At 62.4% G+C, this 26,242-nt stretch carries 32 protein-coding genes; 20 read left to right on the forward strand and 12 right to left on the reverse strand.

What is annotated here, in order from left to right:
* Positions 1-6 precede the first annotated feature (6 nt).
* Positions 7-711: a GrlR family regulatory protein gene (locus HCN50_RS18100; protein WP_171711431.1), complete on the reverse strand. Its 705-nt coding sequence runs from the start codon at positions 709-711 to the stop codon at positions 7-9.
* 175 nt (positions 712-886) lie between these two features.
* Positions 887-1,921 (reverse strand): glutamine synthetase beta-grasp domain-containing protein, encoded by a 1,035-nt coding sequence (locus tag HCN50_RS18105; RefSeq protein WP_171711020.1) that lies wholly within the window; start codon positions 1,919-1,921, stop codon positions 887-889.
* 572 nt (positions 1,922-2,493) lie between these two features.
* On the opposite strand from HCN50_RS18105, the gene HCN50_RS18110 reads away from it, so the two are divergent.
* A complete protein-coding gene (locus HCN50_RS18110) occupies positions 2,494-2,694 on the forward strand; it encodes a DUF2735 domain-containing protein (protein WP_171711021.1) in 201 nt (66 codons plus the stop codon).
* Between the two features lie 93 nt (positions 2,695-2,787).
* Here the strand turns inward: HCN50_RS18110 and HCN50_RS18115 are convergent, their stop codons facing one another.
* On the reverse strand, positions 2,788-3,105 hold the full coding sequence (locus HCN50_RS18115; RefSeq protein WP_171711022.1) for an MliC family protein: 318 nt from the start codon (positions 3,103-3,105) through the stop codon (positions 2,788-2,790).
* Between the two features lie 90 nt (positions 3,106-3,195).
* Here HCN50_RS18115 and HCN50_RS18120 point away from each other — a divergent pair, with 90 nt between their 5' ends.
* On the forward strand, positions 3,196-3,942 hold the full coding sequence (locus HCN50_RS18120) for a tyrosine-protein phosphatase (protein ID WP_171711023.1): 747 nt from the start codon (positions 3,196-3,198) through the stop codon (positions 3,940-3,942).
* A 4-nt stretch (positions 3,943-3,946) separates the two neighbouring features.
* On the opposite strand, the gene HCN50_RS18125 is transcribed toward HCN50_RS18120, so the two are convergent.
* Together HCN50_RS18125 and HCN50_RS18130 are read right to left on the reverse strand one after the other, a co-directional pair.
* A complete protein-coding gene (locus HCN50_RS18125; protein WP_171711024.1) occupies positions 3,947-4,585 on the reverse strand; it encodes a hypothetical protein in 639 nt (212 codons plus the stop codon).
* Positions 4,586-4,710: 125 nt separating this feature from the next.
* Complete coding sequence (locus HCN50_RS18130; RefSeq protein WP_057839937.1) at positions 4,711-4,911, reverse strand: hypothetical protein; 201 nt, start codon at positions 4,909-4,911, stop codon at positions 4,711-4,713.
* Between the two features lie 222 nt (positions 4,912-5,133).
* Between HCN50_RS18130 and fabG the strand changes: the two genes are divergently transcribed.
* From fabG to HCN50_RS18145, 3 genes are all read left to right on the forward strand, one after another.
* Complete coding sequence (gene fabG, locus HCN50_RS18135; protein WP_171711025.1) at positions 5,134-5,814, forward strand: 3-oxoacyl-ACP reductase FabG; 681 nt, start codon at positions 5,134-5,136, stop codon at positions 5,812-5,814.
* 74 nt (positions 5,815-5,888) lie between these two features.
* Positions 5,889-6,575, forward strand: a complete 687-nt coding sequence (locus tag HCN50_RS18140) for a DUF2161 domain-containing phosphodiesterase (protein WP_171711026.1) — start codon at positions 5,889-5,891, stop codon at positions 6,573-6,575.
* Between the two features lie 128 nt (positions 6,576-6,703).
* A complete protein-coding gene (locus tag HCN50_RS18145; RefSeq protein WP_171711027.1) occupies positions 6,704-7,006 on the forward strand; it encodes a hypothetical protein in 303 nt (100 codons plus the stop codon).
* Between the two features lie 88 nt (positions 7,007-7,094).
* On the opposite strand, the gene HCN50_RS18150 is transcribed toward HCN50_RS18145, so the two are convergent.
* Complete coding sequence (locus HCN50_RS18150) at positions 7,095-7,727, reverse strand: GNAT family N-acetyltransferase (protein WP_171711028.1); 633 nt, start codon at positions 7,725-7,727, stop codon at positions 7,095-7,097.
* A gap of 260 nt (positions 7,728-7,987) precedes the next feature.
* Between HCN50_RS18150 and HCN50_RS18155 the strand changes: the two genes are divergently transcribed.
* The 3 genes from HCN50_RS18155 (at position 7,988) to HCN50_RS18165 (ending at position 11,191) form a co-directional block, all read left to right on the forward strand.
* Positions 7,988-8,941, forward strand: coding sequence for an AraC-like ligand-binding domain-containing protein (locus HCN50_RS18155; RefSeq protein ID WP_311968065.1), 954 nt, complete (start codon positions 7,988-7,990; stop codon positions 8,939-8,941).
* A 162-nt stretch (positions 8,942-9,103) separates the two neighbouring features.
* Positions 9,104-10,117: a carbon-nitrogen hydrolase family protein gene (locus HCN50_RS18160; RefSeq protein WP_171711029.1), complete on the forward strand. Its 1,014-nt coding sequence runs from the start codon at positions 9,104-9,106 to the stop codon at positions 10,115-10,117.
* Positions 10,118-10,144: 27 nt separating this feature from the next.
* Positions 10,145-11,191, forward strand: a complete 1,047-nt coding sequence (locus HCN50_RS18165) for a phenylacetaldoxime dehydratase family protein (RefSeq protein WP_171711030.1) — start codon at positions 10,145-10,147, stop codon at positions 11,189-11,191.
* On the opposite strand, the gene HCN50_RS18170 is transcribed toward HCN50_RS18165, so the two are convergent.
* Positions 11,188-11,586 (reverse strand): PaaI family thioesterase, encoded by a 399-nt coding sequence (locus HCN50_RS18170; protein WP_171711031.1) that lies wholly within the window; start codon positions 11,584-11,586, stop codon positions 11,188-11,190. The two genes, HCN50_RS18165 and HCN50_RS18170, sit on opposite strands and share 4 nt — an antisense overlap.
* A 124-nt stretch (positions 11,587-11,710) precedes the next feature.
* Between HCN50_RS18170 and HCN50_RS18175 the strand changes: the two genes are divergently transcribed.
* Positions 11,711-12,499 (forward strand): cobalamin-binding protein, encoded by a 789-nt coding sequence (locus HCN50_RS18175; protein ID WP_171711432.1) that lies wholly within the window; start codon positions 11,711-11,713, stop codon positions 12,497-12,499.
* A 109-nt stretch (positions 12,500-12,608) separates the two neighbouring features.
* Here the strand turns inward: HCN50_RS18175 and HCN50_RS18180 are convergent, their stop codons facing one another.
* Entirely contained in the window at positions 12,609-13,886 is a 1,278-nt protein-coding gene (locus HCN50_RS18180; protein ID WP_171711032.1) for an ArgE/DapE family deacylase, read from the reverse strand.
* Positions 13,887-13,940: 54 nt separating this feature from the next.
* Positions 13,941-14,654 (reverse strand): pyridoxamine 5'-phosphate oxidase family protein, encoded by a 714-nt coding sequence (locus tag HCN50_RS18185; RefSeq protein WP_171711433.1) that lies wholly within the window; start codon positions 14,652-14,654, stop codon positions 13,941-13,943.
* 87 nt (positions 14,655-14,741) lie between these two features.
* On the opposite strand from HCN50_RS18185, the gene pdxR reads away from it, so the two are divergent.
* Genes pdxR through HCN50_RS18200 form a run of 3 tightly spaced genes read left to right on the forward strand, consistent with a single transcriptional unit; the run spans position 14,742 to position 16,757 of the window.
* Positions 14,742-16,295, forward strand: a complete 1,554-nt coding sequence (gene pdxR, locus HCN50_RS18190; RefSeq protein WP_171711033.1) for a MocR-like pyridoxine biosynthesis transcription factor PdxR — start codon at positions 14,742-14,744, stop codon at positions 16,293-16,295.
* Between the two features lie 37 nt (positions 16,296-16,332).
* On the forward strand, positions 16,333-16,485 hold the full coding sequence (locus HCN50_RS18195) for a hypothetical protein (protein ID WP_171711034.1): 153 nt from the start codon (positions 16,333-16,335) through the stop codon (positions 16,483-16,485).
* Between the two features lie 11 nt (positions 16,486-16,496).
* A complete protein-coding gene (locus tag HCN50_RS18200; RefSeq protein ID WP_376700296.1) occupies positions 16,497-16,757 on the forward strand; it encodes a DUF6719 family protein in 261 nt (86 codons plus the stop codon).
* Positions 16,758-16,808: 51 nt separating this feature from the next.
* On the opposite strand, the gene HCN50_RS18205 is transcribed toward HCN50_RS18200, so the two are convergent.
* Positions 16,809-17,225: a hypothetical protein gene (locus HCN50_RS18205; RefSeq protein ID WP_171711035.1), complete on the reverse strand. Its 417-nt coding sequence runs from the start codon at positions 17,223-17,225 to the stop codon at positions 16,809-16,811.
* Positions 17,226-17,269: 44 nt separating this feature from the next.
* Positions 17,270-17,422, reverse strand: a complete 153-nt coding sequence (locus tag HCN50_RS18210; RefSeq protein ID WP_171711036.1) for a hypothetical protein — start codon at positions 17,420-17,422, stop codon at positions 17,270-17,272.
* 381 nt (positions 17,423-17,803) lie between these two features.
* Here HCN50_RS18210 and HCN50_RS18215 point away from each other — a divergent pair, with 381 nt between their 5' ends.
* On the forward strand, positions 17,804-18,109 hold the full coding sequence (locus HCN50_RS18215; protein ID WP_171711037.1) for a hypothetical protein: 306 nt from the start codon (positions 17,804-17,806) through the stop codon (positions 18,107-18,109).
* Positions 18,110-18,181: 72 nt separating this feature from the next.
* Here the strand turns inward: HCN50_RS18215 and HCN50_RS18220 are convergent, their stop codons facing one another.
* Positions 18,182-18,658 (reverse strand): CreA family protein, encoded by a 477-nt coding sequence (locus HCN50_RS18220; RefSeq protein WP_235977088.1) that lies wholly within the window; start codon positions 18,656-18,658, stop codon positions 18,182-18,184.
* Between the two features lie 410 nt (positions 18,659-19,068).
* Between HCN50_RS18220 and HCN50_RS18225 the strand changes: the two genes are divergently transcribed.
* The 7 genes from HCN50_RS18225 to HCN50_RS18255 all read left to right on the forward strand — a co-directional run bounded on the left by HCN50_RS18225 (position 19,069) and on the right by HCN50_RS18255 (position 26,241).
* Complete coding sequence (locus HCN50_RS18225; RefSeq protein ID WP_235977051.1) at positions 19,069-20,577, forward strand: L,D-transpeptidase; 1,509 nt, start codon at positions 19,069-19,071, stop codon at positions 20,575-20,577.
* An 81-nt stretch (positions 20,578-20,658) separates the two neighbouring features.
* Positions 20,659-21,231 carry a glutathione peroxidase gene (locus HCN50_RS18230; protein ID WP_171711040.1) on the forward strand — a complete coding sequence of 191 codons (573 nt, stop codon included), beginning with the start codon at positions 20,659-20,661 and terminating at the stop codon, positions 21,229-21,231.
* 157 nt (positions 21,232-21,388) lie between these two features.
* A complete protein-coding gene (locus HCN50_RS18235; protein ID WP_171711041.1) occupies positions 21,389-22,339 on the forward strand; it encodes a polysaccharide deacetylase family protein in 951 nt (316 codons plus the stop codon).
* A 17-nt stretch (positions 22,340-22,356) separates the two neighbouring features.
* Positions 22,357-22,911 (forward strand): dihydrofolate reductase family protein, encoded by a 555-nt coding sequence (locus HCN50_RS18240; RefSeq protein WP_311968066.1) that lies wholly within the window; start codon positions 22,357-22,359, stop codon positions 22,909-22,911.
* Between the two features lie 172 nt (positions 22,912-23,083).
* A complete protein-coding gene (locus HCN50_RS18245) occupies positions 23,084-24,160 on the forward strand; it encodes a TRAP transporter substrate-binding protein (RefSeq protein ID WP_171711042.1) in 1,077 nt (358 codons plus the stop codon).
* 72 nt (positions 24,161-24,232) lie between these two features.
* Complete coding sequence (locus HCN50_RS18250) at positions 24,233-24,826, forward strand: TRAP transporter small permease subunit (protein ID WP_171711043.1); 594 nt, start codon at positions 24,233-24,235, stop codon at positions 24,824-24,826.
* Positions 24,823-26,241, forward strand: coding sequence for a TRAP transporter large permease (locus HCN50_RS18255; RefSeq protein ID WP_171711044.1), 1,419 nt, complete (start codon positions 24,823-24,825; stop codon positions 26,239-26,241). Before HCN50_RS18250 ends, HCN50_RS18255 begins: the two co-directional genes overlap by 4 nt.
* Position 26,242: the final 1 nt, after the last annotated feature.

Consider the following 26,242-nt stretch of genomic DNA (forward strand, 5'->3'; position numbering starts at 1 on the left):
CGTTCGCTACAGCCGGCGCATCAGCTTGAGCACCGCCGTCATGCGAAGGCTGCGCTTGCCGGCGAGCGCGGTCGCCTCCAATAGCGCGCCCTCCCCGCCGCAGGTGCCGGAAAAGCCGATGCCGACTTCATGGCCGCCGAAGATCGGGTTCTCGCCCATCGAGGGCGTATGCTCCTGATTGAGGATCTGGCCTTTCCAGCGGCCCTTTTCCGAGGTGTAGGTGCCGATGTAGTAGAAGGACGCATCACCGCCGAGGATGCGTCCGTCATTGAGCAGCATCACGCCGGTCAGACCGCCTTCGACACCGTCGAGCAGGCGAATGTGGATGGAATAGAGGCCATTGACAACGCCACCCTCGCCCAGACCGCCGGCGATCGGCAAGGCGTCCTGCTCGATTGGCGTCATCACCGACTGAAACGGCACACCCGGCAATTCCTTCAAGCCCCCTTCAAAACGGTAGAGCTCTCCGTCCGCCCTGCCCTTTGCCAGCAGGGTGGCATCGTCGGTGCCGGCCATCGCGCGATAATTCGGGTCCGGGTTATGACGGACGGTCTGGATCACGATATCGACGCCGTCGTCACGCTTTTCGTATGTGCCGATATGGGCGAAGGCTGAATTGCCGCCCAGCATCTTGCCATCGCGCGCATACATCACGCTGCGGCCGACCGCCGCGCCAAGCTGAAACCTGACTTTGTAAAATCCCTCAAACAATGCCGTGTCCCCGGCAAGCCCACGCTTTGTGTAGCGCGCTTCATCGCGCAGGGAAACGGCCTTGAGCCGGCGCATTTTGAATCAACGTCATCAAACGCAATGATCCGCCAGGGTGACGCCCTGGCGGATCAGCTTTGCAGGCCGGGTGGCGCCGCCCGGTCGTATCGTCAATCCCTTAGGCCGCCGCCTTCGCGCCGGTCGGAACTTCCGCGATGGTCTTCAGGATCTGGGAGGCGATCTGGTAGGGGTCGCCCTGCGAGTTCGGACGGCGGTCTTCCAGGTAGCCCTTGTAGTCGTTCTTGATGAACGAGTGCGGCACGCGGATCGAAGCACCGCGGTCGGCCACGCCATAGCTGAACTTGTTCCAGGGAGCGGTCTCGTGCTTGCCGGTCAGACGCTTGTCATTGTCCGGCCCGTAGACGGCAATGTGGTCCATGAGATTCTTCTCAAAGGCCGCCATCAGCTTCTCGAAATACTCCTTGCCGCCGACTTCGCGCATGTACTTGGTCGAGAAGTTGGCGTGCATGCCCGAGCCGTTCCAGTCGGTGTCGCCCAGCGGCTTGCAGTGGAATTCGATGTCGATGCCGTATTTTTCGGTCAGACGCAGCATCAGGTAGCGGGCCATCCACATCTGGTCGGCGGCGGTACGGGAACCCTTGCCGAAGATCTGGAATTCCCACTGGCCCTTCGCCACTTCGGCGTTGATGCCTTCATGGTTGATACCGGCATGGAGGCAGAGGTCGAGGTGCTCTTCCACCATCTTGCGGGCGATGTCGCCGACGTTCTTGTAGCCGACGCCAGTGTAGTACGGGCCCTGCGGCGCCGGATAGCCTTCCGACGGAAAGCCGAGCGGACGGCCGTCCTTGTAGAAGAAATATTCCTGCTCGAAGCCGAACCAGGCTCCTTCATCGTCGAGAATGGTCGCACGCTTGTTGGAAGGATGCGGGGTCTTGCCGTCGGGCATCATGACTTCGCACATCACCAGCACGCCGTTGGTGCGGGCACCGTCAGGATAGACCGCGACCGGCTTCAGCACGCAATCGGAGCTGTGGCCTTCGGCCTGCATGGTGGACGAACCGTCGAAGCCCCAGAGCGGAAGCTGCTCCAGCGTCGGAAACTTGTCGAATTCCTTGATCTGCGTTTTGCCGCGCAAATTCGGCGTCGGCGTATAGCCGTCGAGCCAAATATACTCGAGCTTGTACTTGGTCATTGAGCCTCTCTTGAGTTGATGCTTGATGCGGGAAACCGAAACCTTGAACTCTGGATTTTGACGCCCAGCCCCCTGGAGGTCTCCGCATACGTGTACCCGGCCACGTCAGGCCACTTCTTACTAAGCATGTAACGTGCCAGACGCTGCACTGCGGCAGCAGCCGTCCACAGCGCGCCTCAACGACGGCCTAAACTAGGAGCTGCGACATAGGAGCGCGGCAGGCCTGCAAATCAGGCACTCGGGCGGCGAGCCTGCGGGACGAATCCAGCCTATTTCTCCGGCATTTGCGCTCACCCACGGCTAAGCGCTTAAAGGTGAGGCATCCGTTTGAAGCCCCTGCACAGAGATGCTGGCTTCCCCGAGCAACCATCCCGTCGGATCACGCGTTGGTCAGGCGACCGCTGCCCCGCAGAATGCATCGCCGAAACTGCCTACGAAATAGACAAAATCTGCCGCTCTATTAGTCACTTGCACCCGCCCGGGGCACCGACAATATCGACTTTACGTAACGACCAGAGAACGAGTCGGGCGCACCATGGAGGCTCGCGCTTCGGCGATAAGGAGAGACCGACATGATCAATACGGGCTTGAGTCAGGGGTCTGCCAAGATCTACCAATTCCCAGAAGGGGGCCGTGCGGCTCTCGGGGGCCGCCGTTACGGCGAGACCACGGCGGCCGAGTTTGCCGCCCAGGCGGTCAACCTCGCAGACTGCAGCGACAGCTGGTACCACGCCGCCGCCATCGAGGATGAAAAGAGCGGGCGTGATCACTGATGTCCGGGAGGTGTTTGGCAGGGACGCGCCCGGCAAACCAGGCGCGGACGGAGAACTAGAAAAGGGTCGGAACGAAATCGTTTCGGCCCTTTTTCATGTCTGCTCGCATGTCGTGGTTCGCCGTCTGGCATGCTTGAGCGTGGTGATGCCGGCCTTGGTGATCCTTAACGTCACGCCCTTCCCCTGGTAACGTTCCCCCGACATGGCCCAGCGCCTCGGCAGCGTTACCGCCTTGCCGTCCAATTGCAGATGGGCCCGCCTGTCATATTGGAAAAACCCGACAGTGAATTGCGACCCGTCGGCACAACGATAGTTCCGGAAGCTGGACTGCGCCGACGCCGGCGATGCCGCCAATGCGACCGCCGCGAGGCACAGCGCCGCGCCGAAAATCGTGATGTTCCGCCGATTCATGTTTCGCCCCCTTGAGAGTTCAGTATAGACGAGACGGGGCCCAACGGCACCCGCTCGGCCCCATTCTGCGTCCAAACCCTTGCTGCATTGATGTCAGTGATCCCTGCCCGCCATCTCAATCTTTCCGGCGCGAGTAATTTCCGCGATCTCGGCGGCTATCCCACGAGCGACGGTCGGACCGTGCGCTGGCGGCAGATTTTCCGCTCCAACCATCTCGGCCATCTTACCGACGAGGATGTCTCCGTGCTGCGGAATCTTGGCGTCCGCAGTGCGTTCGACTTCCGTGGCACTGAGGAACGCGCGGCCGCCCTGTGCGGCATGCCTGAAATATCAGTTCATTCGCTGCCGGTCGAACCCACTGTCGTCGCGGCATTGCGCGCGATTGCGGCGGGGGGCACACCGCTGTCGACGGATCACGCCGTCGAGGTAATGCACGAGTCCTATCGCAGCTATGTCCAGAAGAATACCCACAGCTTCCGGACGCTGTTTGCGCACCTATTGGAAGATCGGGCGCCGCTGGTCATCCATTGCACTGCCGGCAAGGACCGCACCGGCTTTGCCTGCGCGCTGATCCTGCATACGCTCGGCGTTTCCGAAGACGTCATCTCGAAAGACTATCTCTTGACCAACAGCTTCTACCGCAGGGACCCCAATCACAGCACCGACCTGCCGGACGAAGTCAGGCAAGTGCTCGGCTCGGTGCAGGCCTCGTTCCTCGCCGCGGCGTTCGAAGCCATCGATGCCGAATATGGTGATCTCGAAAGCTATCTGCGTGATGGCCTTGGCCTCGGCAACGCCGAACGCGCCCATCTCGAAGCGCTCTATTTGCAGGACTAACCAATTAGTCAGCCTTGACCCGGCGCATCGACACGACCTGCGCGGACGGCTTGCCGCCTGTGGTCCTGACGTTGACCTGCACCTGATAATCGTTGCTGGTTTCGCTCTTGGGCACGTAGAGCATCGCGGTGAAGCGCGCGCGGCCGCGCTCATCGAGCGTCAGCGGCCGATCCGTGCGCACGCGGAAGGAATTGCCCTGGCGGTTTCGCGGCGGCAGCCTGGCCGTCATCACAGGCTCGACCAGCGCACGCAAATCGAGCTTCGTGGCCGTTTCACCATCAATTCGGTAATAGGCAAAAGAATCGCTGTCCCAACGGCTATTCGCGACCTCGATGACGGATCGGCTGTCCGGCGACCACGCCGCGACCAGTTCGTAGCGGTTGGCGCGCATCTCGCCAGTTTCCCAATACTCGCCGCCGAGCTTGGCAAGTACCGTGCCGTCCGCGATGCGGATCAGGACATTCTCGACTTTGTCGGGAATGTCGCGGCCCAGCAGCAGCCCTTGCTCGCTGCGCCAAGCGAACGCGTAGTTCTTCGACGGCGAGGTTGTGTCGGCGAAGACGCGCATCGCGGCCTTGCCCTCGCCGCAGACCAGACCGCCGTGTTGATCGACAACGCAGGCCTGCGCCAACGCGGCAGGCATCCGCAGCGCATGCAATGCGATTACAACGAATGGAAAGACCAGAGCGCGGCGCCTGGCGCGATCCTATCCGGCAGACGCTTGCCGTAAAGCGAGCCCGAGCGGTCCGGTAGGCAGCGCCTGTCGGCTCAGGCCGCGGCTTCCATTTCCATTTCGGCATCGAGATCGGCGATAACGTCCTCGAAAGCCGAGATCGCCTGCTGAATTGCCGCGATCTGCATCAATTCCCAGCTCGAGACCGGACCGCTGCGATTTTGCAGCGCTACGACCAGGTCGCGCCGCTGCTCCTTAAGCTGAACAAGCGGTAAACCGTGATCCGGCAAACCCATGACAAATCCCCCTGCCTTTTGTTGGTATCGGCTTTGTAGCGAACGGAGTCTGCAAACGGCTTACAGAACTCCGGCAAATTTTATCGATTTTGCCCCACGCACCCGGCGCAGATGCGGCAATTTGGGCTCACCGGGCTCGCTCATGCAGAAATTCGCCGCATTACGATTGAAAAACTCCTGATAAGGTGCGCTTCCTTTATCCCCGCGATGCGGAGGCCCTTCATGGACGGAAAAGTCATTGTCGTGACGGGTGCGCTGGGAGCGCTCGGCCGGGTGGTCGTAGACGAAGCGCTGGCGCGGGGCGACCGGATTGCCAGCGTCGATCATGCGCCGACGCAAGCCCCGGCCACGGCTGATCTGTTCGAACTCGGCGGCGTCGACCTCACCGACGCAGCGGCAGCCAAAAAAGCGATCGACGCCGCGGCCTCGCATTTCGGCCGGCTCGACGCGCTGATCAACATCGCCGGTGGATTTCTCTTTGAGACGGTGGCGGATGGCGATCCCAAAACATGGCAGCGGATGTACGCGCTCAATGTCATGACGGCGCTGAACGCGTCGCGCGCCGCGATCCCGCACCTTACCGCATCGGGCAACGGGCGCATCGTCAATCTCGGCGCGATGGGCGCGCTGCAGGCCGGTCCAGGCATGGGCGCCTATGCCGCCTCCAAGGCCGGCGTGCACCGCCTCACGGAGGCACTCGCCGCCGAGCTCAAGGGCAAGATCACCGTCAACGCCGTGCTGCCGTCGATCATCGACACCGCAGCCAATCGTGCGAGCATGCCGAAAGCCGATTTCGAAAAATGGGTGACGCCGAAAGAATTGGCCGACGTGATCCTGTTCCTGGCCAGCGACGCGGCGAGTGCGGTGACCGGCGCGCTGCTGCCGGTGAACGGAAGGGTTTAGTGATCAAACGCCTCGCCGAAATTCGGCTAGAATCCGGGCACTGAGTCGCGGCCGCTGCGCCGCCGGAGCCTGCCTTGGAAACTGCGCTTTATCTCCCCGTCAAACGCTTCCTCGAAAAGCTCGGCTTCACCGTCAAGGGCGAGGTCGGTGGCTGTGATCTGGTGGCGTTGAGCGGCGACGACCCGCCGATCGTCGTGATCGGTGAACTGAAGCTGTCCTTCAACCTGGAACTGATCCTGCAGGCGGTGGACCGCGCCGGCGCCGCCGACGAGGTTTGGATTGCTGCCAAATTATCCGTGCGCGGCAAGGGCCGCGAAAGCGACGCGCGTTACCGCAATCTCTGCCGCCGGCTTGGCTTTGGCATGCTCGCCGTCACCAACACCGGCGATGTCGAAGTTCTCGTCAAGCCGCCGACATCAGCGCCCCGCCGCGACCCCAAAAAGCGCTCGCGGCTGATCGCGGAGCACCAGAAGCGCAAGGGCGATCCGGTCCTGGGCGGATCGACGCGCGCGCCGATCATGACGGCCTACCGGCAGCAGGCGCTGGCCTGCGCCTCCGCGCTGTCTGGCGGGCCGCGGCGTGTCAGGGATTTGCGGCTGGAGATTCCCGATGCCGGCAAGATCCTCCTGCACAACGTCTACGGCTGGTTCGACCGCGCCGAGCGCGGCATCTATGTGCTGACCGATGCGGGCCACGCTGCGCTGAAACGCTGGCCGCAGCGGCCGCCGGACCTGACCGCCGCCGGCAATTCCGCGCTGTAACCGCCGAACCACATGACGCCATCAGACTTGAGGGGTTGGAGATGCATGGCTGTATTGCCATGTGAAATTCATATTGCAATGCAACATGTGGGCACCTACGTATCTGCGCAATCAAATGCGAGGCCCCTATGAGCGAAGACTGGAACACGAAATACGGCACACGACGCGTCCGGCGGGATCCGCCGACGCTGGAGGAGGCAATCTTCGCCGCGGTCGGGATCACCGATGATCAGCAGCAGCAGGCGGAAATCGCGGCTGCGCTGATGGGCCTGCCCTATGAGGAAGTGCTGGCCGAAGTGAAGAAGACGGGTCGCGCCCTGGCGCGCTCGGCGACCCGCGTTATCGCCGGTGAACAAGGCGCGCAGCGCGCCGTGGTGGTCGAGCGCCGCGTCGTCAGGCGTTTTGGCAACGATAAGCGCACCGGCACCTGAGCAGCCGCCCGCTTACCCGAATTGCTCAAGAAAATGCCCAAGGCCGCGAGACCTTGGGCATTTTTGCGTGATCAAACCTGTGAATGCGCTACGAGGCACCCCACTCTGAGGGGGCAGCCCCAGCCATGCCGAGCAGCATTCGCCGATATGCTCGGTTGAATGCCACGACCGCGCGTATCGCATTCAGCGTGCTCTCGACCCAGGATGTGGTGAATTCGGCCTGATCATATTTCGTCAAGTCGATGGTGCCGGTGGATTCGCCGTGGCGGAACACAAGCTGCGCACCGAACTTGCGGGCAAGGGCCCGCATCGCTTCGTTCTGCGCGCCGGTGGTGATCCGCAGGCTATCGTACCCCTTGGCGCGGGCTTCCTTGATCAGCTTGCGAAACAAGATGCTGCCGACGCCCCGCCGCCGCACCGGTGCTTCGACGCTGAAGGCGACCTCGGGGAGCGAATCCGGCGACTGGTCCGGCGGATGCAGTTCGGCTGCGCCCCTGACCACACCGTTTTCAAAGAAGGCGATGATCGTCGTTCCATCATTGGCGCATTTCTCGGCGTAGCGCTCGACGAAGCTGTCGTCCATGAAGCCGTGGAAACGATCGCGGCGGCTGTTGCGGTCGAGCCGCAGCAGGTGATCGCGCAACAACGGCAACTCTTCCTGCTGGCTCAGCGTGCGCACGCTGGAATCGGCGAGCGCAGCCGCAATAACGGTGAGGTACATAGTCCAAAACTCCTCTCAGAAAGGCCCTTCGAGGAGGCGTCCGAATCCCTAGGCCACCTATATTGTGCGTTGCAGCATCGAATTCAAGGCCGGATTACTCCGTCCACTGCCTTAAATGAGAGCAATGTTTGCAGGGATTTAGCTGGCCCGCCATTAACCAATTGTTAAGACTGATGGCCCGGCGCAAAGTGGAGACTGGGCCGGTTTTTTGAGTGGCCAAGCCCAAGCAACAGACTCCGGATGGTGCGTGGAGATTCGTCGTGGCTATCGTGCTCGACACGAGTTCTTGCCGTCCGGAGCGCCGGCTCGCGCTGTGGCAAGACATCGTCTGCGACACCTTCGTCGGCCTCGACTGCAAATCCGATATGCGCAGCGCGTTCTGGGGCTCGGTCTCGCAATCCAGGGTCGGAGCAGTATCGCTCACCCAAGTCGATTCCACCGCACAGCGGGTGTTCCGCACGCCGTCGCGAATAGCCCGCGCCAGCGAGGATTTCGTGCTGATGGCGCTTGGCAATAACGGCGTGAACAGCGTCTTCCAGGACGGCCGCGAGGCAATCGTGTCTGCGGGTCAGTTCGTCATCTATGACACCACCCGCCCCTACGAGCTGCGCTTCGACGACAGTTTTTCACAGACGATCTTTCAGATGCCGCGCAAGCTGCTGCAACAACGCGTCGGCGCGTTCGACAGTTTGACCGCGACGACGTTTGCAGCCGATCGTCCGCTCGAACGGCTGACCTATGATTTCGCGCTCAATGTGAGCAAGACAATCGAATTGGTCGAGCCCGCAGCCGCACGCCGGTTGCTCGACCAGACGCTCGATTTGCTCGCGATGACGCTTGCCGACAGGCTGCACGCACGCTTGCCGGACCAATCGGCCCACCGCTCGGCGCTGCTCTATCGATTCAAGAATCATATCCTGACGCACCTCGCCGATCCCGAGCTATCGCTGCCGCGCGCCGCGGCGGCGACAGGAATCTCGCCGCGTTACGCCAGCGATCTGATGGCGGCCGAACGGACCTCGTTCCGCAGCTACGTGCAGGCGCAGCGGCTCGAGCGGTGCAAGCGTGATCTTGCCGATCCCGCCCACCAGGCCCGGCACATCGGCGAGATCGCCTTCGCCTGGGGCTTCAACGATCTCGCCCATTTCAGCCGCATCTTCAAGCAGCGCTTCGGCGTCTCGCCGCGCGAATGGCGCGAACGCGCGGGCAAATAGCGTTCTCCTTCCCGTCACGTCGCACGCGCCTGACGCTGCTTCGCGCTGACCACCTGCCGGTTAAGACAAGTTTTCGTTCCGCCGCGGACAAGCGGCGCGCGCCGCCGTGGCGGTAGGCTCGGTATCGGCAAGCGTCAGTCATCAAATGCGGGGATGGATGCGATGGGTCTGGTTCATCAGAAATATAAGGTGGCGGTGGTTCAGGCGGCGCCTGTTTTTCTCGACCTCGACGCCACCGTGGACAAGGCCATCGCGCTGATCGGGGAAGCGTCCGCAAAAGGCGCCAAGCTGATCGCGTTTCCCGAAACCTTCATTCCCGGATATCCGTGGCAGATCTGGCTTGGCGCGCCTGCCTGGGCGATCGGCCGCGGCTTTGTGCAGCGCTACTTCGACAATTCGCTGGCCTACGATAGCCCGCAAGCGGAAAGGATCCGCAATGCCGTAAAGCGCGCTAGGCTCACCGCCGTGCTCGGACTGTCCGAGCGCGACGGCGGAAGCCTCTACATCGCGCAATGGCTGATCGGCCCCGACGGCGAGAACATCGCCAAGCGCCGGAAGCTGCGTCCGACCCATGCCGAACGCACCGTATTCGGCGAGGGCGACGGCAGCGACCTCGCGGTCCATGATCGCGCCGACATCGGACGGCTCGGCGCGCTGTGCTGCTGGGAGCATCTGCAGCCGCTGTCGAAATACGCGATGTACGCCCAGAACGAACAGGTGCATGTCGGCGCCTGGCCGAGCTTTTCGCTGTACGATCCGTTCGCGCATGCGCTTGGCCATGAGGTCAACAACGCCGCCAGCAAGGTCTATGCGGTCGAAGGCTCGTGCTTCTTCCTCGGCCCCTGCGCGGTCGTCTCGCAGGCGATGATCGACGAGCTGTGCGATTCCCCTGAAAAACATGCATTCCTGCACGTCGGCGGCGGCCACGCCGTGATCTACGGGCCGGACGGCGCTTCACTGGCGGAGAAACTGCCGCCCGACCAGGAAGGCATTCTGTATGCCGATATCGATCTCGGCATGATCGGGGTGGCGAAGAACGCCGCCGATCCGGCCGGACATTATTCGCGACCCGACGTCACGCGGCTATTGCTCAACAACAAGCGTGCCAACCGCGTCGAACATTTCTCGATTCCCGTCGATGCCGAGGTCATGAGCGAGATCAGGCTGCAGGCCTGATACATCATTCTGACAAGGAGCAGGCCGATGGAATCCGCGATCCCTGCGCATCTGCGAACTGAACGCACGCGTCACCGCCGTGTCGGAGACGATTATGCGCCGCCCTACCCCTCTTTCGTGGCGCGGCACAAACCAAGTGTGACGCGGGTCGTGATGGCTTATTTCGGCATCCAGTCCCGCGGCGCGCTCAACGCCGCCGCAGAACTGGCGTTGGCTCGGCTCACCTCAGCGTTCACTGCAGCCGACGGTCCCACGCACTGGGACCGCGCAAGCTATGTCGACGAGGCCGCCTTTACCAACATCGTCACGGTTGCCTATTGGGACCACCGGCAGAAGTTCGATCGCTGGTTTGCGGCTGCACGCGAGAGCTGGACCGGCGACCAGCGGACGAATGACGGATTCGGCACCTTCATCGAGGCGCTCTACCCTTCGGTGGAAGGCTATGAGACCCTGTTTTCTTCCCTCGGGAGACCCGAAGGCGTCGCTGTCCTTGCCGACGGCATGAGCGGCGAGGTCCTGGAGCACGCCTATTGGGGCGGCATGCGCGATCGCATCCCGCTATCCCAAACCAGCGAGATGGCGCCTTCAGGCGCGGCCCGCGCGATCCGCGACGGCGGACGGATCCGGATCATTCCGCATGACAATGTCTGCCTGATCCGGTCGGGGCAGGATTGGGCTGATACCGAGGCCACCGAGCGCAAGATGTATCTCGGCGAGGTCGAGCCGGTGCTGCGCGAAGGCATGGATTTCCTTCGCGACCAGGGGCGTTCGATCGGCTGCTACGCCAACCGTTACATGACGGTCTTAGGCCCCAACGGCGCGAGAGCCGAAAAGTCCTACGGCATGAGCTGGTGGAAAAGCCTATCGGAGCTGGAACGCTGGGCTGAATCGCACCCGACCCATATCAGGATTTTCGGCGCCGCCATGAAATACCTGTCGACGCTCGGCCCGGCCGCAAAACTACGGCTCTACCACGAGGTCACGGTCGCCCGCGCCGACGAACAACTCTTCGAATATGTGGATTGTCATCCGCAAACCGGGATGCTGAACGCCGTGCAAGTGGTGGATGGCTAAAGCACCATCTGCGTCTGCGTCACAATCGCCACCAGCTTGCCGTCCTCGGTCTCGAGCCGGGTCTGCCAGACTTGCGTGCGCCGTCCCCGATGCACCGGGGTGGCGGTGGCGATCACCGTCGAGCCTTCCTTGGCGCCGCCGATGAAATTGGTCTTGCTCTCGATTGTTGTGGTGCCGTTGGCATCCTCTGGCAGGTTGATGACGGTCGCTGCAGCGCCAACCGAATCCGCAAAGGCCATGATCGCGCCGCCGTGAATCGTGTTCCGCAGCGTGCAGAGATCCGACCTCACCACCATCTTCGCGACCACCCGATCCATGTCGGCTTCCGTGAAGGTCACCCCCTTCAGTTCCGCGAACGGCATCTTCATCGACTGGATCTTTTCGAGCGGCGTCATTCGTCCTCCGGCAGTTCCTTGAAGTGATTTCCTGGACAGCATGGAGGCTGCCGGTAAATCAGGCAATGACCTCCCAGGTAATGGCTGCCGTGACATGCGGCCAGGAATTCGGCATATCGTCGGCATGCGCCAGTTTCCGCCCCGCCGAATCGTCTGTCTGACCGAAGAGACCGTGGAGACGCTCTATCTGCTCGGCGAGCAGGAGCGCATCGTCGGCGTCTCCGGCTATGCCGTGCGGCCGCCGCAGGTTCGCCGCGAAAAGCCGCGGGTCGCCGCCTTCATTTCCGCGGACATTCCGAAAATCCTCGCACTCGAGCCTGATCTCGTGCTCGCCTTCTCCGACCTGCAGGCCGGCATCGTCGCCGATCTGGTGCGCGCCGGCGTCGCCATCCACGTCTTCAACCAGCGCGACATTGCCGGCATCCTCGCCATGATCCGCACGCTCGGCGCTATCGTTGGCGCCGCCGAGCGCGCCGATCAACTGGCCAGAAGTTTTGAGGAGCGCCTCGCCCGCATCGCGGCGACGCCCCGGCCCGGACCGAAGCCAAAAGTCTATTTCGAAGAGTGGGACGATCCGCTGATCTCCGGCATCGGCTGGGTCTCCGAACTGATCGAGATCGCCGGCGGCGAGGACACGCTGCCAAACTTACGGTTTCAGCAGGCCGCCAAGGACCGGATCATTTCGTCCGAAATGGTGCGCGACGCCGCCCCCGATGTCATCCTCGCCTCCTGGTGCGGCAAGAAGGTGGTGCCCGATCGCATCCGGCAGCGTCCGGGCTGGAGCGAAATTCCGGCCGTACGCAACAACCGCATTGTCGAGATCAAGTCGACGATCATCCTGCAGCCGGGACCGGCGGCGCTGACGGATGGACTCGATGCGATCGCGAAGGCGTTGTGGGGTAAGAGCCCGTAAGGCCTCCGCATCGTCATTGCGAGCGAAGCGAAGCAATCCATCTGTCCGCGTACGCGGAAGCATGGATTGCTTCGTCGCTGCGCTCCTCGCAATGACGCAGAAAGAGTGCCTAGACCCGTTCCACTCCGCACCACTCCGCAATGAACAGCGCAGTCGCTTTCGTCGACTTCCGCAGCGAGTCCAGTTCGACATATTCGTTGAACCCATGCATCGCCGCACCCTTCGCGCCGAAGCACAGGCTCGGGATGTTGTAATTCAATCCATAAAAGCGGGTATCGGTCAGCGCGGTGAACGCCCGATCCGGCACCACGCCGCCATAGACCGCGTCGAACGCTTTTGCGAATGCGGCTTCCGGCTCGGCCGCATCAACCAATTCATAGCCCTCCGACAGAAAGCCCGACCATTCCACTTGCGGCGGGTTATTGGAGAGGAATCGGTGGTCGCGCGCGGCGGCCGAGACGCAGGCCAGAATCTCCTTCTGGCATTCGGCGATCGACCAGCCCGGCAGGATGGCGATGCGGCAATCGACGTCGCACCAGGCCGGCACGCTGGAGGCCCAGTCGCCGCCCTTGATGATGCCGGGATTGAAGTTGAGCGGATGGCTGACCGCCTTGAAATGGCGGTCCGCCTTGGCGCGCTCGTTCCAGTCGGCCTCGAGCTCCTGCAGTGCGTGGATCAGATGATACGCCGCCATGATCGCATTGGCGCCGGCGCCGGCTTCGAACACATGCACCGGGAAGCCGCGCACCTTCAGACGAAACCAGATCACGCCGACCTGCGAACGCACCATCATCTCCCCGGTCGGCTCCGGGATGAAGCAGGCGTCGGCCCGGTAGCCGCGTTGCAACGTGGAGAGCGCTCCGACGCCGGTCGATTCCTCCTCGATGACGGATTGAAAATGGATACGTGCGGTCGGCTTCAGCCCCGCGGCCTTGATCGCATCCAGCGCATAGAGCGCACCGATGGTGCCGGATTTCATGTCGCAGGCGCCGCGGCCGTACATTTTGCCGTCCTTGATGGCGGGCGAGAACGGCGGCGTTTCCCACATGTCGAGGGGACCCGCCGGAACGACGTCGCAGTGGCCCTGCAGAATCAGCGATTTGCCTGAATTGTTCGATGGCCGGTACGTGCCGACCACCGTGCGCGCCTTGGAAAAATCATGCTCGATCGGACCGAAGCCGCGCAGATCCCTGAGATCCTCGACATCGATATGCCAGTCGTCGATCTCGTAGCCGCGCTGGCGCAGGAGGTCGCCGATCATATCCTGGCACGGCCCTTCGGCACCGCGGGTCGATGGGATCGCAACGAAATCCTTCGTCGTCGCCAGTTGCGCGTCAAAACCGGCGTCGACGGCGTCCAGGATTCTCTGTTGCGTATCGGTCGTCATGCGGCAGCTCCAAGCGGAATTCCAGAAAGGCGGGAGCGCCACCCTACCCCGATCTCATCCGCCCGCGTAATGCGCAAAATGCGCATCCCGCAATGCATCTTCGAGCAGGCGGCCCTCCGAATAACCGCTCAGCGACGCCGGCCGCTCGACGCCGTCGAGCAGCCGGGGACAAGGTTCCGGCCGGCCCAGTACCGTGCGCACCGGGATGCGCTCGGCATAAACAGGCAATTCGTAGTCCTCGTCATCGTCGGCGACGCCCTTCGACCTGATCTTGGCGGACGCCTGCTCGATTTCCATCGCGATGACCGACGTCGCCTTGATCTCCTGCGCCGTGCTTTGCCGCAAACTCGCGGTCCGGTCGGGAAAGAACCGGTCGACCATGGAAACGAGTGCCCGCTCCTTCTCCTCCGGATCGGTGACGAGATAAGCGGTGCCGAAGGCCATCACGGCGCGGTAGTCCGCCGAATGGTTGAAGCCGCAGCGCGCCAGCACCAGGCTGTCGAGATGCGCAACCGTGAGGCAGACCTTTTGGCCTTCGGATTGATTTCTCAGCATCCGGCTGGCGCTAGAGCCGTGCCAATATAGCCTGCTTCCCTCCCGCCAGAAGAACGTCGGCGTGCAATAGGGCTGCCCGTCGATCACATAAGAGACGTGGCACAGCATCGAGGCGTCGAGCAGGCCGTGGACCGTGGCATGGTCGTAGAAGCCGCGATCGTGCCGCCGCTTCACCTGGTTTCGCGGCGTTAGCGGATACGCATCGGCGGTCATGGCGTCGGTCACGGCAGCTCCTGATCGGATGATGTGCGGTTGTTGAGAGTTGTACCGGCGAATTTGGTCTGCGATAGTGCCAATTCCATGCGAAAAATTCCGACCAATTCCCCGCCGGCACGCCGCAAGCCAGAACTGGCGCTCGATCTTTCCGGCCCTCATGTGATGCCGGGTGCCTCCTCCCAGCACCGGCTCTATCAGGCGCTGTGCCACGCCATCACCGGCGGGATCGCAAGACCCGGCGAGGCGCTGCCGCCCTCGCGCACGCTGGCCAAGCAGACCGGTTTTCGCCGCAACGCCGTCACCTCGGCCTATGAGCGGCTGATCGCGGACGGCTTTGCCGTCGCAACCGTCGGCTCCGGAACGTTCGTTGCCGCGCGCATTCCCACCCGCGCCGATGACGCGCGCAAGGCCAAGATCGCGATCGAGCCGCCGCAGCAAGGCCCGCTCGCGCTCGGCTGCACCCATATCGACGCGCGGGCGCTGCAGCGCTTCAGGGCATTTGTCGGCCGGCGCATGCGGGCCTTCGGCAACGAGCACCTTCACTATGGCGACCCGCGCGGCAGCCGCGAACTTCGCGCCGCGATTACCGATCATTTGCTGTCGGCGCGCGGGCTGCGCTGCGATCCCGACCAGATCATGCTGACGTCGGGAACGCAGCATGCATTGCGGGTCGTGCTGGGCGCGATCCTCAAGCCTGGCAATCAAATCTGGTGCGAGGACCCCGGCTATCCCGCCGCCCGCAAGGCGATCGAACATTGCAGTCTGCGCCCCGTCGCGGTGCCGGTCGATACTTCAGGATTGATCGTAACGAAGGGACGCTCCCTCGCGCCGTCGGCGGGCGCGGCTTATGTGACGCCATCGCACCAGTTTCCGCTGGGCGTGCAGATGTCGATGCCCCGGCGGCTGGAACTGCTCGATTGGGCAAGGGAGGCCGGCGCCTTCGTGATCGAGGACGACTACGACAGCGAATTCCGTTACGACGGCGCGCCATTGCTGTCGCTTGCCGGCATCGATCACCTTTCACGGGTCATCTACATGGGCACGTTTGCCAAGACACTGTTTCCGGGCTTGCGCATCGGCTATTGCGCGCTGCCCGAGCGGCTCGTCGGACCGGTGGCGGCGGCCCGCGCAGCGCTGGACCGCTTTCCCGGCACGCTGCTCGAAGGGGCGGTGGCGGACATGCTCAATTCCGGCGCATTCGCCGCCAACCTGCGCAGGGTGCGCGGGATCTATCGCGAAGCGCGTGACGTACTGGCCTCGACACTATCGACCGCGTCGAAGGGAGAACTATCGGTGCCGGTGCCCTCGCAGGGCCTGCATCTGGTCGCACGGTTCGATCCCTCGACGGATCCGCAGGTTGCCGCAACGGCCAAGGCCGACGCCGACGTCGCTGGTTGGCTGCTGGCGGAAACCTATTTTCGCGCGCGGCCGTTGCCGGGCTTCGTCCTCGGCTTTGCGGGCCATCCGCTGCCACAACTGATCGCGTCAGCCGAGCGGCTGGCGAAGGCATCGCTGGCCGCGTTGCAGGCCAATCGCAAGCCGAGCAAGGGTGGAACCGGCAAGGCTAAACCGCAGAAAGCCGCCAGCGGACCGCCCTCGCCGGCCGCCGCTCTATCAGAATCGCATCCACGTCACTAAGCTTTACGCCGGATTCAAGATCATGCGGAAACACCGGATGCCCGCCAATCGCAACGTTCTGTATCTCGTCATCGGCGTGTTGATCGTCGCGGTCGGCGTGCTCAGCTACAATCTCTACAAAGCCAAGCAGGAACCCGACGGCCTGCAAATCAATGTCGGGCCGGGCGGACTGAAGATCCAGAGCAAGTAAGGAAGATCGTTTTGACGCTCAAGAAGGTCGTAACCCGCTGCTTCGCCCTGCCCGCCAGCCTCGCCTTTTGGCTGGCCACAACGGCCGCTTTCGCGCAGACAGTCTCGCGCGAGCAGGACATCGTCGACCTCAGGCTCGGCCAGCGCGTCATGGTCGATGATGGATCGTGCCCGGCGGGACAAATCAAGGAAGTGCAGGGCTCGCAAATGACGGCAGAAGGCGTGCTCCGCACCCGCAAATGCATTCCGCGGCTGGGGACCAAGAAGCGCTAGCCGCGATCCTCTGGGCCTAGCCGTTATTGTGAAGACTAAGTAACGCCGGCGCTACTGGTTTGTCGCCGGATCGAACATGCATTGCAGCGTCGGTTTGGCGATCTTGGTGAAGGTCGGACCGATCTCGGATTGCTTCGATGGCGGCACCCACGCCGTCTCGATCGTCGGCACGCCGGTCTCGCTGATGCCGCGCAAGAGCGCCTCGCGCAGATCGGCATCCTCCACGGTCGCGGCGGCGTGATCATGCAGGCAGCCGCAAACGCTTTCGGGATGCGCCCAGCGGCCAACCATATGAGGCGCGCAAAGCCGCACGAATTCGCCGCGCGGATCAGGGACCTTGAACAGGGAACGGAGCGAGGTCTGCGGCGGCTGAAACTGAACTTGAGCTTGGGCTTGGGCTTGGGCCTGCACCGCGCCGCTGAGAAGGAAAGAAGAAAGGATTACCGCGGAGCAGATGCGTACCAGCATGCAGGGCCTTTATCGGCGAACTTCTGTCAAAGGATCCGCCCCCCTCACTTGGCAGCTAGGACCATCGTCTGGGCCGCAACCGGCGATCCGTTATAAGTGAAGGTGCCGACGCCCGGCAGGCTCTGGTCGGACGAACCAGCCATCGAGGGACCAGCCAGGACGAAAGCGAAGGCGAGGATGAAGCTGATGGTCCGCATCTGACTGTCTCCGGTTGCCGGTAGCGGTATCGCCCGCCGTCTCGTTGGCGACCTGATAGCAATCGGCCGTTTCCGCACATCTGCGCCAAAACGGAAAATGGTTTCGTCGCACGGAAGAATTGTTTCGTCGGCGCCATCGGACGAAACATTGGCGGGAAAAGCCCAATGAATTCAGCGGCACTGCTATCAATTGCAACAACCAGGCTGAACACCTTGGGTCTTCCATCGGGACCGCTTTGGCGCTCGTCCAATGAACGAGACGGCCTCGTTCCTGGCAGATTGGCTGAACCGAAGCCCCGGTCCTGCCGACTCAGTCGAACACCGCGCAACTTTGCGCGGGCTCATGCGTTGCGTTCCCTTCTTCAACAAAGGACAGCCGTCGTGGGCAATGGCAACACCGATGTTGGCAATGACACCCCGACCCGCAAATCCGGCCAGCCGCTGGTTGAAAATTTGTCTGGGAATCACGGCTCCGAACCGCGGATCGATCCTTCACTGAAAACAGTGCGCGGAGGAAAACCCTCAGAGCATCCTGCGAGCGTTTGTGGCGCGATGTCGCAGCAAGGCGGCGACTTTCGCGGCAATGTTTCGGCGCCGCAAAAATTCGTGCATCTGGTCGGCTGTCGCGACCGCAAGATCGCGGCGGGAGTGGAGGCCCGCCAATATTCCAATCCGGTCAAACGGTAAGCTTGAGGCTCTCATCCCGGGATCCGATCTTTCGGATTCCGGATCCGATCACAGATCCCGAGGGCGTCGGACCTACTGGATGAATTCACCGCATTTCTGAACTGCGGCGTCGGCCGTGCCCCACGGCATGATCGGTACCGAGGACGTTGAGTTTTTGGGTGAACCTTCGATCAGCTTGTCCGAATAGACCATGTATACCAGCACGTTGCGTTTGGCATCGCAGCCGCGAACGATCTGCATCTTCTTGAAGAACAGCGAGCGGCGCTGCCGGAACATGTCGTCGCCCTGCTCCAGCTTGTGCTTGAACTTGATCGGGCCGATCTGGCGGCACGCCAGTGAAATGTCCGAGACCTCTTCGGCAAGGCCAAGCCAGCCTTTGAAGCCGCCCTTTTCCGGTACCGTGAAGTGGCAGGCCACCCCGTCTACCTCGGGGTCGTCGAGCGCATAGGTGGCGAGCTTGTCGTTGGGGCTCAGCCATTTGAAGACAGTCGAGCGGCGAAAGATCAGGTCGGGCTCGTCCGCGGCTGACGCCTGACCTGCCTGCCACATTGTCAGTGCCAGCGCCACCAAGGCCACACTTCTCCACTTCTTGTCACACTTAACGACGGCCTTGGATGTCATTGATATCTCCGCTGAAGGGCTCTCAGCCTATGTAGTGGCAGAAAACCGCACAGGAAGGTTAGGAAGGTCGTCGTACCGCCTTATGAAGGGCGTCCAGATTGGGCCGTCGCTCGTTAACGGAATGTGAGGCTTTTTTGCTACGATCGGAGCGAAAAGTGCTGAGATTAGAAGGCCTACGCTGGTGAACGCTTTTCGCCTCTGCGACAACAAATGAATTGGCAGGACGGTAGATTCGAGAGTAGCTGGATTTGAGGATCATGCGCGTGAGCGGGCATCGGTTTTTCAGTGCGAGTATTGCGGGCGCGACGATTTCGAAGCAGCGATTTTGGCAGATTGCGATGTTGACCGCGGCCGGCTCCGTTGCCGCAACATTCCAGGCGGATGCTGCCGCCATGTTCTACTGGCAAGATTCCGACCCGAGCTATTACCGGCCGATGCCGACGGTGCAGCCGCGCAAGCCAAAAATACGCCGCCCTTCAGCCAAGATTGAAGGCGCCATCAAGGAAACCAACGCCAAGCCGCAGGGGCCGCTGATCATCGCGATCTCGATCGAGCAGCAGAAAGTCCGCGTCTACGACGCCAATGGATTGTTTGCCGAAAGTCCGGTGTCGACGGGCATGAAGGGTCATCCGACCCCGATGGGCGTGTTCAGCGTCATCCAGAAGCACAAGATGCATCGCTCGAATATCTACAGCGACGCGCCGATGCCCTACATGCAGCGCATCACCTGGTCGGGCGTCGCCCTGCATGCCGGCGTATTGCCCGGCTATCCGGCATCGCACGGCTGCATCCGCATGCCGATGCCCTTTGCCGTGAAGATGTGGAACTGGACCCGGATGGGAGCCCGCGTCATTATTACGCCCGGCCAGATCACGCCGGCCAGCTTCTCTCACCCATTGCTGGTGGCGCAGAAGGTCGTTCCGCAGCCCCTGCTCGCCGACGATCCGACGACCGACGCGCCGGCGGTGAAGGGCGACAAGGGCGCGGACGCAGGCCGCGCAATAAAGGCTGACAATTCGCAGGCCGGTCTCGATCTTCGACCGACCGTCGGGCACGCCGCTCTGCTGCGCGAACAGACCCACACCGCCGATGCCAGTAGCGCGCTGCCGGCGACGATGTCGGATGCGGCCCCGGCGGTCAGAACCCCATCTGCGAGCGACGTGCCGGCTGACGATGTCAAATCGGTCGAGCCCAAGGACAAGCCCGACGAGGCGACGGTCGAGAAGGCCAAGGGTTCCGCGCCCAACGCCACGGAAACCAGAGCTGATGAATCGAAGGCCGCCGAAAAGCCCACTGAGTCCACTCCGGCGATCATCGTTGCGCCGGCCGATCTGAAGAAGGACCCGGCACGCCTGCCCGGCGCGGCCGCCAAGGCCGAAGCGCCCAGGCGTCCCGGCCAGATCGCCGTGTTCGTCAGCCGCAAGGACTCCAAGCTGTACGTTCGCGAGAGCTTCAAGCCGCAGTTCGAAGTGCCGGTAGCGATCACGCCCAGTGACCGCCCGCTCGGCACACATGTCTTCACCGCCACAGCCGACAAAACCGATCCCAACCTGTTGCGCTGGTCGGTAGTCTCATTGCCGGTCAGCGCGCGCAGCGCCGCGGCTCGGGCGGACGAAGACAACCGCATAGCCGGCCGCCGCAAGATGGCTGCGCCTGCTGACGCCAAGGCATCGCTATCACCGAACAGCCCGGCCGAAGCGCTGGACCGCATCAGCGTCGCGCCGGAAGCAATGGCGCGGATTGCCGAGGTGCTGACCACCGGCGGGTCGATCATCGTGTCCGATCTCGGCATTAGCCAGGGCGGCGAAACCGGCGAAGGCACCGACTTCATCGTCCCGCTGCGGTGATCTCATAACGCCTTGTTGAGCGGTTGCCGCCCGCGCTCTGCGCTATGCTTTGCGCTGTCGAACCGTAGCCCGAGGCTTTTCATGATGGACCGCAGAAGCGTGATGACGGCAGCGCTGGCCACGATCGCTGCCGTCAGTTCGAACAGGCAATCGCTGGCGCAGGCCGGCATGAGTCGGATCACGGCGTACGCGTTTTCATTTCCGGGATTGGCCGGCGGCGACATCAGGCTTTCCGAATTTGCCGGCCGCCCGATCCTGATCGTCAACACCGCTTCGCTTTGTGGCTACACGCCGCAATATGGCGGACTGCAGCAACTGTGGACCGAGTTCGGTAGCGGCGGCCTGATGATCATCGGCGTCCCCTCCAACGATTTCGGCGGCCAGGAACCAGGCGGCGCGACCGAAATCACGGCGACCGCGCAAACCCATCACGTCACCTTTCCGATCGCCGCAAAGGCTGTCGTCAGGGGACCCAACGCGCATCCGTTCTACAAATGGGCGGCGGAAGCTCGACCGAAGGATGTTCCACGCTGGAACTTCCACAAATACCTGATCGGCCGCGACGGCTACATCGCCGAGGTCTTCCCGGAATCGGTCGACCCCGTAGATACACGGGTGAAGACCGCGATCGCACGGGCGCTGGCTGCGTCCTGAATTAATCTGTCCGGTGACAAGTCGGCTCAGCGTAGACGCAGCGGTTGCGTTGGCGCGCCTGCTCCAACTAGGCTATTATGTGCTTCGGGGAATGGAGGCAGACCGGACGACGGCTGCGCCGCGACCGGGTGCGGGATTCAAATTTAGGGAAAACAAGATGCGTATTGCGGCAGGGATGATCTTTGCAGGCGCTGTTTCGCTGTTGGCATCGAGCACGGCATGGGCGCAGGTACCACCCGCGAAAGGCGTGGCTGCTCCTCCACAAGCCGCGCCGGCTCCTACCCCTGCTCCGGCGGCCGCGCCCGCCCCGACGCGCCCGCCCTGCAACAATCCGAACGCGCTCGGCATCGGCCGCACGGTCGAGATCGACACCACCGGCGGCCCCGGTTTCGGCTTCGAACATTTCAAGGAGCTCGACTTCCTTCGGGACAAGGAGGTCGTGCTGACCTTCGACGACGGCCCGTGGCCGGTGAATACGCCTGCGGTCCTGAAGACGCTTGCGGAAGAGTGCACCACCGGCATCTTCTTCCCGATTGGCAAGCACGCCACCTATTATCCTGAGATCCTCAAGCAGGTGATGGCGGCCGGCCACTCGATCGGATCGCACACCTGGTCGCATGCCGCGCTCGTCAACAAGAAGCTGACCGAGCAGCAGCGCAAGGATGAAATCGAAAAGGGTTTCAGCGCCGTGAAATGGGCGCTCGGCGGCAAGTCCCCTGCACCGTTCTTCCGCTTCCCGGCGCTGCAGCACCCGCCGGAGATGGTCACCTATCTCGGCGAGCGCAACATCGGGATCTTCTCCTGCGACCTTGATTCCTTCGACTTCAAGGCAAGCAAAGCGCAAACCATCATCGACAATGTGATGCGCAAGGTCGAAAAGAACGGCAAGGGCATCATCCTGATGCACGATTTCCAGAAGCACACCGCGGAAGCCCTCCCCGAACTTCTCAAGAAGCTGAAGGCCGGCGGTTACAAGGTGGTTGCGATGCGTGCCAAGACGCCGGTGCAGACCCTCGCGCAGTATGACGAAGAGATCGTCAAGGATCTCAAGCTGCCGACAGTAAGCTCGCGACCGGTTTCCAGCGTCGTGCACACGATCTCGGAATAACGCGGCGCGACGCACAAGTGGCGCTGCGCATCGAAGGTTACGTCATCATTTCCGCCGACGGCATGCTGGCGGATGCGCGCAACGTCATGCCGGACGAATTGAAGTTCGAGGGCGACAAGGCGTTTTTCACCGCCGCTCTCGACCGCGTCGATTTGGTCGTGCACGGCCGCAATTCCTACGAGGACCAGCCGAATTCGCCGCGGCGCAGGCGGATCGTCCTGACGCGGAAGGTCGATGCGATCGCGCCCGATCCGGGCAATCCGAAAGCTACGCTGTGGAATCCCGCGGGCGTTTCGTTTGAAGCCGCGTGCAGCCATGCCGGCGTCGGTACCGGCACCGTCGCGGTGATCGGCGGTCCCGGCGTGTTCGGCATGTTCATGGACCGCTACGACGAGTTCTGGCTGTCGATGGCGCCGCGTGTCCGCCTTCCCGGCGGCGAACCTTGCTTCCCCGGCGTCCCCGCGCGTTCGCCGCAGGACATCCTGGCCGCGCATGGCCTGCGCGCCGGCGCGCCGAAAATGCTCGATGCCGCGCACGAGGTCACCGTCACACCGTGGCGGCGCGGCGGCTAAGCCGTCATCCTTTCGTCCAATCAACCTCCCCGTAAGCCACCTGCGGCCAGAGACCGCTTGACAGCAAGCGGACACGGTTCCACCCTGAAAAGAAAAAAACACATATCATCATCGGGAGGACCACAACATGTTGAGGTACGCTTCAACTATGCTTGCAGCGGTGACTCTTGGAATGGTCACCATCTTTGCGCAGCCGGTTCAGGCTCAAACCACTGAAAAGCCGCTGGTGCTGAAGGGTCAGTCGACCCACCCTGCATCCTCGAACTTCCATCTTATCTTTAAGCTTTGGGCCGAGACCGTCGAGAAGATGACAGCCGGACGCCTGAAGATCGAAACGCTTCCGGCAGGAGCGATCGTGCCGCCGTTCGAGGTGTTCGACGCCACTTCCAAGAATGTTCTCGATGTCGGCATGGGACCATTCGGCTACATCCTCGGCCGCAACACCGCAACGATACCGATGTCGCACGGTCCGCTGTACGGCATGGACGGTTCGGACTACTGGGCCTGGTATTATGACGGTGGCGGCATGAAGCTGCTCGAAGAGTTCTATCGCGACGTCCTCAAACTGAACGTCGTCGGCTTCCCGATCCCGACCGACTACCCGCAGGGAATGGGCTGGTTCAAGAAGGAGATCAATAGCCTCAGCGATCTCAAGGGCATGAAGTACCGGATCTACGGCATCGGTGCGGAAACCTATGGCAGGCTCGGCGTGTCGGTCGTCACCATTCCCGGCGGCGAGATCGTGCCGGCGATGGAGCGCGGCGTGATCGAGGGCGCCGAGTGGATCAACTGCGAGGAAGACAAGAAGCTCGGCCTTCATCAGGTCGCCAAGCATTACTACACGCCGGGCATGCACGAGCCCGTCACCGGCGGGCAGTTGATGATCAACGGCGACGTCTGGAAGAAGCTCACGCCGGACCTGCAGGAAATCATCAAGGTGGCGAGCGTCTATGCAACGACGCAGCGCAACTTCGCCTTCAACCGCGAGACGGCGCAAGCCTGCCAGGATCTGATCAAGGCGGGCGTTCAGATGCATCGCACACCCGACGAGATCCTGAAGAACTTCCTCGACGAATGGGAGAAGATCCAGACCGAGCACGCGGCGAAGAATCCCTTCTACAGGAAGGTGATCGACAGCCAGAAGGCTTACGCCGAACAGATCGTGCCGTTCAAGCTGTCCTGGTTCCCGCCGTACAATTTTGCCGGCGAGTATTACTGGAAGAACAAGATCTACCTGACCAAGAAGTGATCTCTCTTCGCATCTAGCGGAGCGGCTGGCGTCCCGCGAAGGGACGCCGGCACTGCCTGAAGAGGTTTGATCATGTCGTCAGACACCACGAATGCTTCGGTCACCGGCAATTCGGGCGGCGAATTCCCGCGCGCCTTTTACGCGACAATACGCCTGGTCGACGGCTTCACCGATATTACCGGCAAGCTCATTGCGCTGTCGATGTTGTTTCTGGTCGTGACGATCTCCTACGAGGTCGTCATGCGCTACGGGTTCGGCGCGCCGACGATCTGGGTCTACGAATCGAGCTTCATGGTCAACGGCGCGGCCTTCATGCTGGGCGCTGGATACGCGCTGCTGAAAGGCGCGCACGTTCGCACTGACATTTATTGGGAGAATTACTCGGAGCGGACGAAGGGCATCGTCGATCTGGTGTCCTACCTGCTCCTTTTCTATCCGGCCATGATCATTTTCATGCTGATCAGCATCGACGATGCCTGGCATTCCTACGAGACCGGCGAAAGATCGCAGGAAAGCGTGTGGCGCGCGATCATGTGGCCGTTCCGCGCCACGATTCCGCTGGCGGCCATTCTGCTCATGATCCAGGGCGTCTCCGAGGTCCTGAAGTGCTGGTACCAGGTCCAGTTCGGCCGCGAGTTCGTACATAGGGAAAAGATCGAGATATGACCGGAGTCGAGCTTCTCGGACTTGTCATGCTCCTGGTGATGCTGGGAGCGATCTTTATCGGTCTGCCGATCAGCTTCACGCTGCTCTTCCTGGCGCTGATGTTCGGCTATGTCGGCATGGGGGAGCGCGTCTTCAACCTCGCCTACCTGCAGACCATCGGCCTGATGAAGCAGGACGAACTGGTCGCGGTGCCGATGTTCGTTCTGATGGGCTTCATCTGCGACCAGGCTGGACTGATGGAGCGGCTGTTCAAGGCGTTCCGCGATCTGTTCGCGCCGCTCAAGGGCGCGCTCTACGTGGTCGTGATTCTCACGGCGACATTGTTCGGGATCGCTGCCGGAACCGTCGGCGCAACCGTCGCCCTGCTCGGCATCATGGCCGGACCGATGATGATCCGCTCGGGCTACGATGTGCGGATGTCGGCCGGCGCCATTGCCGCCGGCGGCACGCTCGGCATCCTGATCCCACCGTCGGTGATGCTGGTCGTAATGGCGCCCGTGCTCGATATCTCGATCATCGATCTCTATGCGGCCGCGTTCGGCCCGGGCTTCCTGCTGTCCGCGATGTTCATCGCCTACACCCTGATCCGCTGCCATTTCAATCCGAAGCTCGGCCCGCCGGTGCCGGTCGAGGAGCGGCAGGCTTCGATGCGGATCGTGCTGTGGGAATGCCTGGTCGGCCTGGTGCCCGTGACCGTGCTGACGATCGTGACGCTTGGCGCCATTCTTGCCGGCATCACGACGGCCGCGGAGGCGGCGGCTTTCGGTGCGCTTGGCGCGATCCTGCTCGTTGTCGCCTATGGCAAATTCACATGGCGCGGCCTGCTCGACGCCTGTTACGCCACGCTGGCGACGACCAGCATGGTGCTGCTGCTCGCGGTCGCCTCCAACGTGTTCGGCGCCGTGTTCGCATGGCTCGGCACGGCGACCTGGATGACCAAGGCGCTGCTCGCCTCACCATTGCCGCCCTGGGGCACGATGTCGCTATTGCTGACGCTGATATTCCTGCTCGGCTGGCCGTTCGAATGGCCCGCGATCGTCTTCATCTTTCTGCCGATGCTCGCGCCCGTGGCCAAGGGCCTCGGCTACGACATGGTCTGGTTCGGCTGCATCGTCGCGGTTGTGCTGCAGACCGCCTTCCTGTCTCCGCCGGTCGCCATGTCGGCCTATTATCTCAAACAGGTCGTCAAGGAATGGAATTTGCGGCTGATCTACCGCGGCATGGCCGACTTCATGGTCATCCAGTGCGTCTGCGTGGCGCTGGTATTGATCTTCCCGGCAATTGCGATGTGGTTCCCGCAATGGCTGCAAGCGCGCCGGGTCGCGGCGCGCACCGCGCAGATCGAGTACGTCGCGCCGCCGCAGAGTGCTGCTGCGACGCTTGATGGCCCACGCGTGGCAATCCGGAATTTCTGAC

Source organism: Bradyrhizobium archetypum, assembly GCF_013114835.1.
Taxonomy (GTDB): domain Bacteria; phylum Pseudomonadota; class Alphaproteobacteria; order Rhizobiales; family Xanthobacteraceae; genus Bradyrhizobium; species Bradyrhizobium archetypum.

What these genes read in the sequence shown, in the direction of transcription:
- HCN50_RS18105 (WP_171711020.1), bottom strand. Translation starts at nt 1,921, where the DNA reads ATGACCAAGTACAAGCTCGAGTATATTTGGCTCGACGGCTATACGCCG.
- HCN50_RS18110 (WP_171711021.1), top strand. Translation starts at nt 2,494, where the DNA reads ATGATCAATACGGGCTTGAGTCAGGGGTCTGCCAAGATCTACCAATTC.
- HCN50_RS18115 (WP_171711022.1), bottom strand. Translation starts at nt 3,105, where the DNA reads ATGAATCGGCGGAACATCACGATTTTCGGCGCGGCGCTGTGCCTCGCG.
- HCN50_RS18120 (WP_171711023.1), top strand. Translation starts at nt 3,196, where the DNA reads ATGTCAGTGATCCCTGCCCGCCATCTCAATCTTTCCGGCGCGAGTAAT.
- HCN50_RS18125 (WP_171711024.1), bottom strand. Translation starts at nt 4,585, where the DNA reads ATGCCTGCCGCGTTGGCGCAGGCCTGCGTTGTCGATCAACACGGCGGT.
- HCN50_RS18130 (WP_057839937.1), bottom strand. Translation starts at nt 4,911, where the DNA reads ATGGGTTTGCCGGATCACGGTTTACCGCTTGTTCAGCTTAAGGAGCAG.
- fabG (WP_171711025.1), top strand. Translation starts at nt 5,134, where the DNA reads ATGGACGGAAAAGTCATTGTCGTGACGGGTGCGCTGGGAGCGCTCGGC.
- HCN50_RS18145 (WP_171711027.1), top strand. Translation starts at nt 6,704, where the DNA reads ATGAGCGAAGACTGGAACACGAAATACGGCACACGACGCGTCCGGCGG.
- HCN50_RS18150 (WP_171711028.1), bottom strand. Translation starts at nt 7,727, where the DNA reads ATGTACCTCACCGTTATTGCGGCTGCGCTCGCCGATTCCAGCGTGCGC.
- HCN50_RS18160 (WP_171711029.1), top strand. Translation starts at nt 9,104, where the DNA reads ATGGGTCTGGTTCATCAGAAATATAAGGTGGCGGTGGTTCAGGCGGCG.
- HCN50_RS18165 (WP_171711030.1), top strand. Translation starts at nt 10,145, where the DNA reads ATGGAATCCGCGATCCCTGCGCATCTGCGAACTGAACGCACGCGTCAC.
- HCN50_RS18170 (WP_171711031.1), bottom strand. Translation starts at nt 11,586, where the DNA reads ATGACGCCGCTCGAAAAGATCCAGTCGATGAAGATGCCGTTCGCGGAA.
- HCN50_RS18175 (WP_171711432.1), top strand. Translation starts at nt 11,711, where the DNA reads ATGCGCCAGTTTCCGCCCCGCCGAATCGTCTGTCTGACCGAAGAGACC.
- HCN50_RS18180 (WP_171711032.1), bottom strand. Translation starts at nt 13,886, where the DNA reads ATGACGACCGATACGCAACAGAGAATCCTGGACGCCGTCGACGCCGGT.
- HCN50_RS18185 (WP_171711433.1), bottom strand. Translation starts at nt 14,654, where the DNA reads ATGACCGCCGATGCGTATCCGCTAACGCCGCGAAACCAGGTGAAGCGG.
- pdxR (WP_171711033.1), top strand. Translation starts at nt 14,742, where the DNA reads ATGCGAAAAATTCCGACCAATTCCCCGCCGGCACGCCGCAAGCCAGAA.
- HCN50_RS18195 (WP_171711034.1), top strand. Translation starts at nt 16,333, where the DNA reads ATGCCCGCCAATCGCAACGTTCTGTATCTCGTCATCGGCGTGTTGATC.
- HCN50_RS18205 (WP_171711035.1), bottom strand. Translation starts at nt 17,225, where the DNA reads ATGCTGGTACGCATCTGCTCCGCGGTAATCCTTTCTTCTTTCCTTCTC.
- HCN50_RS18210 (WP_171711036.1), bottom strand. Translation starts at nt 17,422, where the DNA reads ATGCGGACCATCAGCTTCATCCTCGCCTTCGCTTTCGTCCTGGCTGGT.
- HCN50_RS18220 (WP_235977088.1), bottom strand. Translation starts at nt 18,658, where the DNA reads ATGTGGCAGGCAGGTCAGGCGTCAGCCGCGGACGAGCCCGACCTGATC.
- HCN50_RS18225 (WP_235977051.1), top strand. Translation starts at nt 19,069, where the DNA reads ATGTTGACCGCGGCCGGCTCCGTTGCCGCAACATTCCAGGCGGATGCT.
- HCN50_RS18230 (WP_171711040.1), top strand. Translation starts at nt 20,659, where the DNA reads ATGATGGACCGCAGAAGCGTGATGACGGCAGCGCTGGCCACGATCGCT.
- HCN50_RS18235 (WP_171711041.1), top strand. Translation starts at nt 21,389, where the DNA reads ATGCGTATTGCGGCAGGGATGATCTTTGCAGGCGCTGTTTCGCTGTTG.
- HCN50_RS18245 (WP_171711042.1), top strand. Translation starts at nt 23,084, where the DNA reads ATGGTCACCATCTTTGCGCAGCCGGTTCAGGCTCAAACCACTGAAAAG.
- HCN50_RS18250 (WP_171711043.1), top strand. Translation starts at nt 24,233, where the DNA reads ATGTCGTCAGACACCACGAATGCTTCGGTCACCGGCAATTCGGGCGGC.
- HCN50_RS18255 (WP_171711044.1), top strand. Translation starts at nt 24,823, where the DNA reads ATGACCGGAGTCGAGCTTCTCGGACTTGTCATGCTCCTGGTGATGCTG.